General features: G+C 42.5%; 10 protein-coding genes and 1 pseudogene. 4 read left to right on the top strand and 7 right to left on the bottom strand.

From position 1 onward, the window contains the following. A pseudogene (locus PHP90_RS07595) lies at positions 1-614 on the top strand (hypothetical protein); the annotation flags it as partial. Between the two features lie 67 nt (positions 615-681). Then, positions 682-1,212 (top strand): hypothetical protein, encoded by a 531-nt coding sequence (locus PHP90_RS07590; RefSeq protein ID WP_299927684.1) that lies wholly within the window; start codon positions 682-684, stop codon positions 1,210-1,212. A gap of 6 nt (positions 1,213-1,218) precedes the next feature. Here PHP90_RS07590 and PHP90_RS07585 read toward each other — a convergent pair whose 3' ends face one another. Continuing rightward, the gene (locus PHP90_RS07585; RefSeq protein ID WP_299927681.1) at positions 1,219-1,842 is read right to left on the bottom strand and encodes a hypothetical protein; all 624 of its coding nucleotides are present in this window, start codon (positions 1,840-1,842) and stop codon (positions 1,219-1,221) included. Positions 1,843-1,953: 111 nt separating this feature from the next. On the opposite strand from PHP90_RS07585, the gene galU reads away from it, so the two are divergent. Then, complete coding sequence (gene galU, locus PHP90_RS07580) at positions 1,954-2,778, top strand: UTP--glucose-1-phosphate uridylyltransferase GalU (RefSeq protein ID WP_299927678.1); 825 nt, start codon at positions 1,954-1,956, stop codon at positions 2,776-2,778. A 42-nt stretch (positions 2,779-2,820) separates the two neighbouring features. Here galU and PHP90_RS07575 read toward each other — a convergent pair whose 3' ends face one another. From PHP90_RS07575 to pyrH, 6 genes are read right to left on the bottom strand one after another with little or no spacing between them, the layout of a single operon-like run. Beyond that, the gene (locus tag PHP90_RS07575; RefSeq protein ID WP_299927675.1) at positions 2,821-4,341 is read right to left on the bottom strand and encodes an N-acetylmuramoyl-L-alanine amidase; all 1,521 of its coding nucleotides are present in this window, start codon (positions 4,339-4,341) and stop codon (positions 2,821-2,823) included. Positions 4,342-4,381: 40 nt separating this feature from the next. After that, the gene (locus PHP90_RS07570; protein WP_299927671.1) at positions 4,382-5,473 is read right to left on the bottom strand and encodes a nitronate monooxygenase; all 1,092 of its coding nucleotides are present in this window, start codon (positions 5,471-5,473) and stop codon (positions 4,382-4,384) included. Further along, positions 5,470-6,672: a tyrosine--tRNA ligase gene (gene tyrS, locus PHP90_RS07565; protein ID WP_299927668.1), complete on the bottom strand. Its 1,203-nt coding sequence runs from the start codon at positions 6,670-6,672 to the stop codon at positions 5,470-5,472. The genes PHP90_RS07570 and tyrS overlap by 4 nt, the downstream gene beginning before the upstream one ends. Before the next feature lie 3 nt (positions 6,673-6,675). Then, the gene (locus PHP90_RS07560) at positions 6,676-8,835 is read right to left on the bottom strand and encodes a RelA/SpoT family protein (RefSeq protein WP_299927665.1); all 2,160 of its coding nucleotides are present in this window, start codon (positions 8,833-8,835) and stop codon (positions 6,676-6,678) included. Positions 8,836-8,856: 21 nt separating this feature from the next. Next, on the bottom strand, positions 8,857-9,072 hold the full coding sequence (locus tag PHP90_RS07555; protein ID WP_299927662.1) for a DNA-directed RNA polymerase subunit omega: 216 nt from the start codon (positions 9,070-9,072) through the stop codon (positions 8,857-8,859). A 20-nt stretch (positions 9,073-9,092) separates the two neighbouring features. Further along, complete coding sequence (gene pyrH / locus PHP90_RS07550; RefSeq protein ID WP_299927659.1) at positions 9,093-9,803, bottom strand: UMP kinase; 711 nt, start codon at positions 9,801-9,803, stop codon at positions 9,093-9,095. A gap of 96 nt (positions 9,804-9,899) precedes the next feature. On the opposite strand from pyrH, the gene PHP90_RS07545 reads away from it, so the two are divergent. After that, positions 9,900-11,228, top strand: a complete 1,329-nt coding sequence (locus PHP90_RS07545; RefSeq protein ID WP_299927656.1) for a hypothetical protein — start codon at positions 9,900-9,902, stop codon at positions 11,226-11,228. Positions 11,229-11,230: the final 2 nt, after the last annotated feature.

Genomic DNA, 11,230 nt, shown 5'->3' with positions numbered 1-11,230 from the left:
TTATATTAACCTCGTTTTTAAAGCCTGTTTTACCTCATTGGCCCGCACTTTTTTATCTTTTATTTATCCCGATAGGAACCGTTGTTCTGCTGTCCCGTGGAGGAAAATACGGATCGATTGCACGTATTGGTATTCTCATTTCATTGCTGCTCAGTATTGTTTTACACGCAGAACTTTTTGGAAAATGGGGAAGTTTCCCTGATTACAAATCCCCGTTTCGTGATATTTACGGATTTGACACTCAAATCCATGACGGTGTAGCCCTCCTAAACACCCTTCCCTCTTCTAAAAAGGCATTAGCCGTCACCAACTGGAGCTATGGGAGCCGACTGCATTACTATGCGCTTCCCTACGGAGTTAAAACATTTGTGCTCGATAACTACAACCGACAATTCGCTCTTTGGGAAAAGGAAAGCCCTGTCGGATATGATTTGATCCTACTTCATTCGCATTTTTCCGATATTCCGGATTCGCTTCAATGTGAAACGATTCAACCACTAAAGAAGGAAGATATCCTTTTAAACGGCAAAAAGGTCGATACGATAGAGTATCTATGGTGTAAAAATTATCAAAGCATAGGAGGGAGAAAGGATCTTTCTCTCCAAAATAAATAAGATTATTCATCTATGTTAAATAGTCATTAATTCCTGTATAATTTATCTAAATTTTTGAGGAATAATCATGGCAAATCTTCTTACTCTCCTCGTAATTGTCGCTGTAGGATATTGGATACTACTTATTGTATCTCGGAAACAACGAGAATTGACGGACAAAGAAATACGCCAAAAAGAACAATTTTTAAAAGACACACAATTAATCCTTAAAACTGAATCACCCTCATTTATCAACTCATCCGCACCAATACAGACAGATATTCCCTCTTCCGATAGCCAATTTATTGCTACGGTTGAGCAATCTTTCAAGAAACAAGGATATACCATTACAAATGGTGTTAAAGCGGATGGAATTGATTTTATTGGGCTAAAAGATAAAGAGCTGCTCTTAATACGGTGTGAAGACCGTCTTAAAGAGATAAAAATCTCCGATCTCAAAACATTTATTGCAGACTGTGCAGTCTACATCGATAAGAATCCTATATTAGAGGGGCGGCCAAGTATACGAACCTATGCAACCAACCGTCCCATTACTGAAGAAGCGCAGGAGTATATACGCAACAATCCAACGTCATTGCGTATATTTGAAGAAGTTTAAAAGAGTTTAACGATCACGTCCATGGTCGTTCCCTCGTCCATTATCACCACGATCTTCACGACGTTCTTCTCGTCTCATTTCCCGATGTTCGATGCGATTATTGTATCCGCGGTAATGCTCATCGATATTCATGTATCGTTCACCTTTTCTACGACGGTCAATAACTTCATCCGGACTAATATGATGATAATCGGATAGAAAACGGACATTGACCAAATCAACAATTTCTGCATCCCGCAAATGGTGTCTGTTTTTACTATACCCATATGCTTCGCCATACGGAGGACCAAAGTGCCGATGACTGTTAATCACATAAATACGTCGTGGATCTAGTCCGAGGCGGAGTGTAATATCCCACCAGCTAAAACCTCGTATCCGCAAATCGCGAATATATCGGGGATCTCTATGGGATTCGCGTGCCAAATAATACACGACACTCATTTCATCCCGCGGTATAGAGCGCTCTATTACAACAATTTCTTGCTGCGGTACACGATAATAATCACCGATAGAGAGAGAAAAGCCATTGATCCCGCGATCTGATCCTGAAACTCCGACATCAAAGTTTGCAGCACTGAGTGATGTATACATACATCCGCTCATTAATACTAAAAGTACCTTTTTTTTCATACTATCCTCTTGCTTGTTTGTCTAATAGTATCGTACATACTGTAATCATACAGTAAACAGATTTCCTATAGAATAATGTGATAAAATAACGTTTACAATTAAGGAGTTAAAATGATTAAAAAATGTCTTTTCCCAGCTGCCGGTTACGGTACACGCTTTTTACCGGCAACCAAAGCAATGCCTAAAGAGATGCTTCCTGTATTGACAAAACCCTTAATCCAATACGGTGTAGAAGAAGCAGTTGAAGCAGGAATGAATACGATGGCAATCGTGACAGGTCGTGGCAAACGGGCATTAGAAGATCATTTTGACGTAAGCTATGAACTTGAACACCAGATTAAAGGGACTTCAAAAGAACATTATCTTGATGAAATCCGTATCTTGATCGACAAATGTACCTTTTCTTACACACGTCAAAATGAGATGAAAGGGTTAGGGCATGCTATCCTCACCGGAGAAACGCTAATCGGAAATGAACCTTTTGCCGTTATCCTGGCGGATGACTTGTGTGATGGCAACGCTGATGGGGTACTGACTCAGATGGTTGCACTCTACAACAAATACAAATGCTCCATCGTCGCAATTGAAGAGGTTGATCCTAGCCAAACCAACCGATACGGAATTATCGAAGGAAAAGAGATTGAAGAGGGCGTCTATATGATCACTAATATGGTCGAAAAACCCGATCCTGAAGTTGCACCAAGCAATCTGGCGATCATCGGACGCTATATCCTTACCCCTGATATCTTCCGAATTATTGAGCGGACAAAACCGGGTAAAGGGGGCGAGATCCAAATTACAGATGCTCTAATGGCCCAAGCCATGAGCGGAATGGTCCTCGCCTATAAATTTAAAGGGAAACGATTTGACTGCGGTAGTGTTGAAGGATTTGTAGAAGCGACGAACTACTTCTATGAAAAAAGCAACAAAGAATAAAACCAAGCCAGAGCGCTCAGCCGAATATTTGTTTGGCTGAGTTTAGTTGTTGTTAGCAAAATAGTGTGAAACTCCGTCAACCAATCCATCAACCATCCAGCGCTGATACTTATCATTAGCAATTCGAACGGCCTCATCAGGATTACTGATATACCCTACTTCAACCAATACAGCCGGCATCTGTGCTCCGACCAAGACCCAAAACGGTGCTTCTCTCACACCGTTATCATGAACATTGGGAAATTGTTTACGCAAATTTCCCAATATCCCTTTTTGTAAATCAATCCCCAGCTTATTGGATGCAATAATTTTCTCTTTATTCAAGAAACTCAAAAAACTGAGTTTCCCGTACGCACCCATTTCCCCCATATCCTGTGAATTTTCCGATGCCGCAACGCGCATAGCACGTTCGCTCCGCGTAGGGGAGAGGAAATACGTTTCAAGTCCTTGGGCGGCGGCAGGATCCGATGTTTTTGGAATGGAGTTGGCATGGATAGAGATAAAAAGATCCGCCTCTTTATCATTCGCAAATTTGGTGCGATCTTTCAGTTCAATAAACGTATCGTTACTTCGCGTCATATGTACGGTATACCCTTGTGAGCGAAGTTTTTCCGCAAGAATCGTTCCGATCTGCAAAACGATGTCTTTTTCCATCAAACCATTACCGGTCGCACCGCTGTCTTTGCCCCCATGACCCGGATCAATCACAATTATTTTTTTACTTCGATCACGCGGTGTAACCGTTACAAGCGGCGGAAGGGCCGCTATTAGAGGAGGTTCCTGTACTTCCGGCTTGGATACCGGAAGTGTTGCGAGTGGAGGGGTAATTTTAGGAGGTTCAAGAGAAAGATCAATATAGAGTGTTGATCCTTGCGGTGTAGCTTTGATGGAAATAGCCTGATTGTGTTCAATGACCAAACGGATTGTTTTGGAGTTGAATTGTGCCACTTGAATTCGATTAATATTTTGATGTTCCAATGTCTGACTGCGTGAGAGTGTGGACGAATCAATATCGATGATGTATCGAAATCGCTGTTTATCCGCCTCAATAATTTTAGACATCTTGATTTCAGTAGGCACCAAAGGGGTATCAAAAAGCAATTCAAGCCCTTTGTCTTTCCATTTGGCATCAAGTAAACGATGTCTCATCGTCATTGAAACTTCAGTTTTATGAAGAATCGGTTCAACTGTGATCATTTTCTCAGGTTTGGGTGTAACGAACTTATTGACGAGCGGTGCCGGTAGAGTAGCCGTCTCCGAAGAAATGATTACGCTATCTTGCGTTGTTGCTGTTACAGGAGCTGAATCGGTTGCTTTTGCATTGAGCTTTGCAAGATCGGCTTGATATTTACTGACGTCAATTCCGAGTTTTACCCCGCTTTCGACAATCCCTTCAAGGGCTTCATGAGCCAATGTAGTGTTTTTATCCAACATAGCTCGAAGATAAAGTGTTTTAAACTCATTATAGCCTCGGAACTGTTCGATCTCATCATTGCTCTCTAATGCCTTACTTGCCGAGTCCAAACGGTCGGATAGATTAACTCCCATTAGAGATGTCATCATTAACAATAGAGTCAAGAGAATACGGATCAGCACGCTGAAGCTACTCCCCTTTCGTTAATTTTTCCATCAATTCTTTGACGGAGATAATTTTATCGATTCGGTACCCGTTGCTGCCAGAGAAGAAAAGACCTAATTCAACATCTCCGTTATACGCATCACTTAAACGGTCTGCAATACAAAAGCCGACCTCTTTCGCTTCAACACCGCGATTGCAGGGAGCGACACAATTGGAGATACACTTAATCGAAGGACCGGTACGAGTATCGATAAGATTGCGTAAATTTGTCCGTACGCCGCGTGCCGGATACCCTACCGGTGATTTCATCAGCGTAATGTCCTCTTCTTTGGCATCCATAAGCACTTGTTTAAAGTTTTCATGAGCATCACACTCATACGTGCCGATAAAACGGGTTCCCATTTGGACTCCGCTTGCACCCAATGCCATCATAGCATCGATGTCATTTTTATCCCAAACACCCCCGGCAGCTATAACAGGGATATTACCCCACAAGGCTGCTTCCTCAACGACAGGACGGACAAGATTTTCGAGTTGATACTCTTCCATTGCACATTGCTCGTAGGTAAATCCTTGATGTCCCCCGCTTAGAGGCCCTTCAAGGACAACCGCATCAGGAAGACGGTTATAACGTTTTTGCCAGCGTTTGCAAATAATCGAAAGAGCTTTAGCCGAAGAAACAATCGGCACAAGTGCGACATCGGGATAATCCGCTGTAAACTCCGGCATATTTGTCGGCAACCCGGCACCGGTAATGATAATATCTACTCCGGCTTCACATGCATCATGCACAACTCTTCCGTAATCGTTAATCGCATACAGGACATTACAGGCTAACGGAGCATTTCCGCAAATTTTACGGGCATTTTCTACAATGGCCATAAGCCCTTTTTTGGAGTAAAAATTCTCTGCATCCAATGGTCGGTTAGCGATCAGCTTATCCGCGAATGCTTTATTCTCATAATATCCGGTTCCGACAGAACTGATGACACCGAGACCGCCTTCTGCCGAAACAGCTCCTGCTAATTTATCCCAGCTGATACCGACACCCATTCCCCCTTGCACAATAGGAATCCGAATGGTATGTTTGCCGATTTTAATTGGTTTGAAGCTCATTGGGTCACCTTTAATCGCGCAAATTTTCGTTTTCCAACCTGTAGGATATATTCACCCACTTCGAGTTGGTACTGTTCGTCGCTCAGTTTGATTTGATCGATTTTAACAGAGCCTTGCTTAATCTCCCGACGGGCTTGGGAAGTAGAAGGGCTAAGGGCACAATCCACTAAAGCTTTAGCAATCCAGACAGCCCCTTCAATGCTGAATTCATCCATTTCAGTCGGGATTTCACTTTGTGCATGAACGCGTTCAAATTCAGCCTGAGCATTCACTGCCGCATCGCGAGAATGGAATCGTTCCGTAATTTCCAATGCCAACGCTTCTTTTACCTTTTTAGGGTGAAGAGAACCATTTTCAACTCCGATTTTTAACGCTTCGATCTCATCAAGACTGAGGGCACTCAAAAGTTCATAATAACGCCACATCAACGTATCGCTGATACTGAGGATTTTCCCGAACATCTCATTCGGAGCATCCGCTACGGCAATGTAATTCCCTAGCGATTTGGACATTTTCTGTACGCCGTCCAATCCTTCTAAAATCGGCATCATAAGAACGGCTTGCTCTTTGCCGATTTCATATACACGCTGCAGATGCCGACCCATCAAAAGGTTGAATTTTTGATCTGTCCCGCCGATTTCAATATCGCTTTTGAGATGGACGCTGTCATATCCTTGGAGGAGCGGATATAAGAATTCGCTGATGGAGATTGAAATCCCCGCTTTATGACGTTTATCAAAGTCATCGCGCTCCAACATACGCGCTACGTTGTACGTAGTAGTGAGTTCCAGCATCCCTGCCGCACCCAAAGGATTAATCCACTCCGAATTAAAGACGACCGTTGTTTTTTCTGGATCGAGAATTTTAAATACTTGGCTTTTATAGCTTTGCGCATTCTCTTCGATCTGTGCCGGAAGCAATTTTTTACGGGTCTCACTTTTACCGGTCGGATCACCGATCTGTGCCGTAAAATCTCCGATTAAGAACTGAATATGGGCTCCGAATTTTTGAAAAGCTGCCAATTTTTGAAGTAGAACCGTATGTCCCAAGTGCAAATCGGGAGCGGTTGGATCAAACCCTGCCTTAACCGTATAGGTTTGACCTTTTTCAAAATAATTTTTAAGAAGTATTTCAATACGTGCTTCATCGATAATTTCGGCAGTACCACGTCTAATCTCTCGTAAGGCTGTTTGTATCATGATTTATCCTTGGCTTCGGTACGCATCGTCCGTCCGAAAAAATTGTATGATTTTCCCTTTTCTCTCCAGTTTGGAGCGTAAGCGATTAATATCCGCTTCGAGGGTTTGAAACTCCATTTCACAATATTGAGTATGCTCCGATTTCTCTTTTCCCAGTTCGATACTGTTGATATCGGCACCCATTTTTGCCATATAGGTGAGTAAATCCGCCAATGCCCCTTGCGCACTTTGCATACTGATGATCAAGTGGTAGCGATAATAGTGCTGTGCTTTCCATCGTACAAAGACCATCGGTTCTCTACGATCAATCATCACCGCGGCATTTTTACACATTTTATGGTGAATGTGGGCCTTGCCTTCTTGTAAAAAAGCAACGATCTCATCCCCCGTTTTGGGATGACAGCAATAATCAAATACAGCATCGCCGACACTACTGTTCGAATAAACTTCCAAAGAGGCAAAAACGTACGGTTTAACTTTAAATCGGTTCCTGGACAAGAAAGCGCTAAAACGTTTATTTTCACCGATCTCCTGACTGAACCGATTTACGGTCTCTTTGAGCAAATCCAATTCTCTCGGTATACGGGATCGTTGTTCTTCAAGATGGGTTTGCTGAAATAATTCATCCGCTTTGGAAGAATCAATACTAAAAATAGTCGTCATGATATTGACGCCTGTATCGGTATCAATTGCTCGGATACGCTGATTGCAGTTAGCGCGCATGCTTGCTTTTGCCCGCGACGTTTTAACCGCATCAATCCAACTGCATCGGTTGACTTTTTTCGATGCTGTCGTGATTTTAACAATATCGCCATTATGCAATTCGCTCAACAAAGATGCTTTTTCTTTATTGATCAAACACCCCTCTGCACTGTCACCGATCTCAGTATGTACCGCATAGGCAAAATCAAGGGCAACTGCTCCGCGCGGAAGGGTAAACGGTTTTCCTTTTGGAGAGAAAACACTGATATCTTCGCTGAAGAGATCATTTTTGATAAGCTCATAAAATGCTTCAACCGATTCGTTTTGGTACTGAAGATTATGGAGCCAATCGAGACTGATCGGATTATTGCCGCCGCTTTTGTATTTCCAGTGTGCAGCAACACCGAGTTCTGCCGTTTTATGCATTTCATAGGTACGGATCTGCACCTCGAAAATCGCCGTCGAATCAAATACCGAAGTATGAAGTGTCTGGTAGCCGTTCTCTTTCGGAATCGCAATGTAATCTTTAAAACGTGAACTGAGCGGTTGAAAATTAAGATGAACCATACCGAAAACACGATAGCAGTCCAGCGGTTTTTTAACCAAAATACGTACCGCCAATAGATCAAGGATCTCGTCGATGCTGATCCCTTTTCGCTGCATTTTAAGATAAATGGAATAGTGATGCTTCACACGGCTGAGGATTTCAAAATCTTCCTGACAAAACCCGTTTTCCAGCATCATTTTGGTCAGTTTTTCGCAGAAATTACTCAAACGTGCATTGATAGAGCGATAGTTTTCTTCCAAATACATATCGATAGCCCGTTTTTCTTCGACAAAAAGATATTGGAAACTCAAATTTTCCAATAAATTTTTGAGAAAAGAGATCCCTAATCGACTTGCGATCGGAGCATAAACGACCAGTGTCTCTTCTGCGATACGGTGCTGTTTTGCAGGTGCCAATGCACCCAAAGTCAACATGTTATGAAGACGGTCACACAATTTGACAACCAACACCCGAACATCTTCAATCGAAGCAATCAGCATTTTCCGAAAAGAAAGAGCCGAAACAACGAGTTTTTCATCTGAATGAGACGGGATAAGTTCAGCATCACGGATGGTATCGATTTTTGTCAATCCCTCAACCAAGTGGGCAACATCAATACCGTAATCACGGGAGACTTCATCAATAGTGATATGGGTATCTTCGATGACATCATGAAGCAATGCAGCAATAACCATAGCTTCATCACCCGTTATATTTGCAACAATCGATGCAACTAAAACAGGATGAACAATATAGGGTTCACCGCTTTTTCGAAACTGATTTTGATGTGCTTGTTGGGAAAATGCAAGAGCATTTTGAATAGCAGAGGAAGGATTTATATGCTTGTAGAGATATGCAATCGCACTCTCAACATCATTGATCCCAGTTACTTTTTCAATATCTATCGTATTCAATGATGTGACTTTAGTAAAAAATTAGTCTCGGTCTACAAAGCCTTTGATAGTGATATGCCCTTCAGCAATCTCCATCAAAGCAATGTCTGCCGTTTTAGCTTTTTTTAGATCAACATTTAGTTTTGTAGTTGCTCCGTTTAGAAGCTCTTCAGAGCGTTTAGCGACGGCGATAGCCAATTGGTAACGGTCGATGTTTGCAGTTTCAAGTGCTTTTGCAGTCAATTGTTCGAGTCTCATGTTTTTTCCTTATGTGAGATTTATTGTACGATAGAGCAGCTGTCTAAGTTACCCTGAATGATTTCGAGAAGATTGCCCGGAGTGAACATGTCACATACGATGATCGGCAGTTTGTTCTCTTTTGCCAACGCGATAGAGGTATCGTCCATTACTTTAATATGGTCTTGCAACGCTTGCTCGTAACCAAGTCTAGGAAGCTTGATCGCATCATCGAATTTTTTCGGGTCTTTATCGTATACGCCATCTACTTTAGTCGCTTTGATGATAACCTCAGCCCCGATTTCAATGGCACGGAGTGTTGCGGCTGTGTCGGTCGTAAAGAACGGATTCCCGGTTCCTGCAGCAAAAATTACCACACGTCCGCGTTCCAAATGACGAGTTGCACGACGAACGATAAAGGCTTCAGCAATTTGTTCCATTTTGATAGCACTTTGCACGCGGACTAACATCCCCTCGTGTTCACACGCTTCTTGCATTGCAATCGCATTAATCACGGTTGCCAACATCCCCATATAGTCACCGGATGTTCGACGGATAATCCCGTCTTGTGCTGCAGTAACACCGCGAATGATGTTACCGCCACCGATGACGATACCCACTTCGATTCCCGCGTCAACGAGGGTTTTAATCTCTGTGGCAATAAATTTGAGGATTTTCGTATCGATGCCGTAACCGTTTTCACCAGCCAATGCCTCGCCGGAGAACTTCACTAAAACACGTTTATAGCCCATACAACCCCCTTTGTAAATGTCGCGTATTATACTTTATCGTCGCTTTAAGGTTGCTTTGATTACACTAGCCTGATAAGAAGAGAAGGAAAATCAGGGGTGAAGCTATTCGATACTATAAAAGCTTGGTTGAAACCGTCTCCCATGCACTCTGCTCCGCGTTATGGAAGAGGAATTCATGCCCTTCCAAACCCTCAAGAAAAAGAGCTTTTTGAAAGCGCTTCAGAAGCCTTAATTCAGGGTGATATTCTCGGAGGGTATGAGTATTTTTTATCATCGATTATCCACACCGAAACTTCCTTTAGCCTTCCCCATCTGAGTATCGAACGGGACAACGAATTCCTCCGTTTTACTTTATTTCAGGGATACGCATTGATCAAAGGGAAAGTCACCCCGACTTCACTCGAAGCGTACGCCGATATTGCCGTAAGTTCCAAACTCCACGTGGCAACCAAACGCCGTTTTTTAGAACGTAATTTTCAGCTCACCTATTGTCGTTTCAGCAATTCGGATGGGATCATCAAACTCTCTATCTTCTTGGACAACGCAACCATCACTCCGCAAAAAATATTTTTTCCGCTGCGAGAAATTGCCCTGAACGCTGATTTTGAAAAAGAGTTTATCGCCAGCGAATTTGAAGAATCGGCACTCCTGGATTACGAGCATCTTAATCCGGTGGATCCGATCAAAATTCAACGAAACTTTGACATGATGCAAAAATGGATTCAAGAGACAAAACAGAGTCTCATTGGACTGTTGTCTAACGATAATACGGGGATGGCATCGTTTAGTTATTTAACCCTTTTGCTCAAAATCGACTATCTCTTCCTTCCTCATAAAAAAATGGCAAAAAATATCAGTGAAAAAATCAACGGCTATTTTATGGACGATGAAAAACTCACCGAAGATAAAAATGCCGATTTGGAAAAATACCTGAATGAACTCGAAACGATGGATATCAACACCTTTTCAACCCAGTTTTACGATTCTGCGTATACCTTTTCCCCGTTTGAGCAGGCGATGCATGATGAAATCGCCTCTTTTATCGACGAATCGTTGATCAAAGTGCGTTGGTATAAAAACAACCGATCCACCTATGTAATCAGTGTCATTTATCGCTATATCTCCCTCTATATTCTCTACAATTACGGGCTTCATCCTTCACTGCGGGCATTGCTCCATCTGCATGTTGAAGTCTATGCCTTTGACTTTTTCGAAGGAGAAGGGGAAATTCCTCTCTATGATCCCATCACGCGAACGTTCAAAGAAAACCTGATAGCACAGCGAATCGCTGAAGTGATCGAACCCTACACAAGTCGTTACAAATCACTGCGTAATTTTGCCGATCTGTTGAACTTTAGTGACTTGGATCACTTCAGCCAAAGTTTTTATCTCCAAATCAAAACTCTCGATTATACGGAAGTGTAAGG

The organism is Sulfuricurvum sp. (assembly GCF_028712165.1).
GTDB lineage: Bacteria > Campylobacterota > Campylobacteria > Campylobacterales > Sulfurimonadaceae > Sulfuricurvum.
Note: the sequence above shows the minus strand (reverse complement) of the source record. Positions and strands in the feature narration are given on the sequence as shown.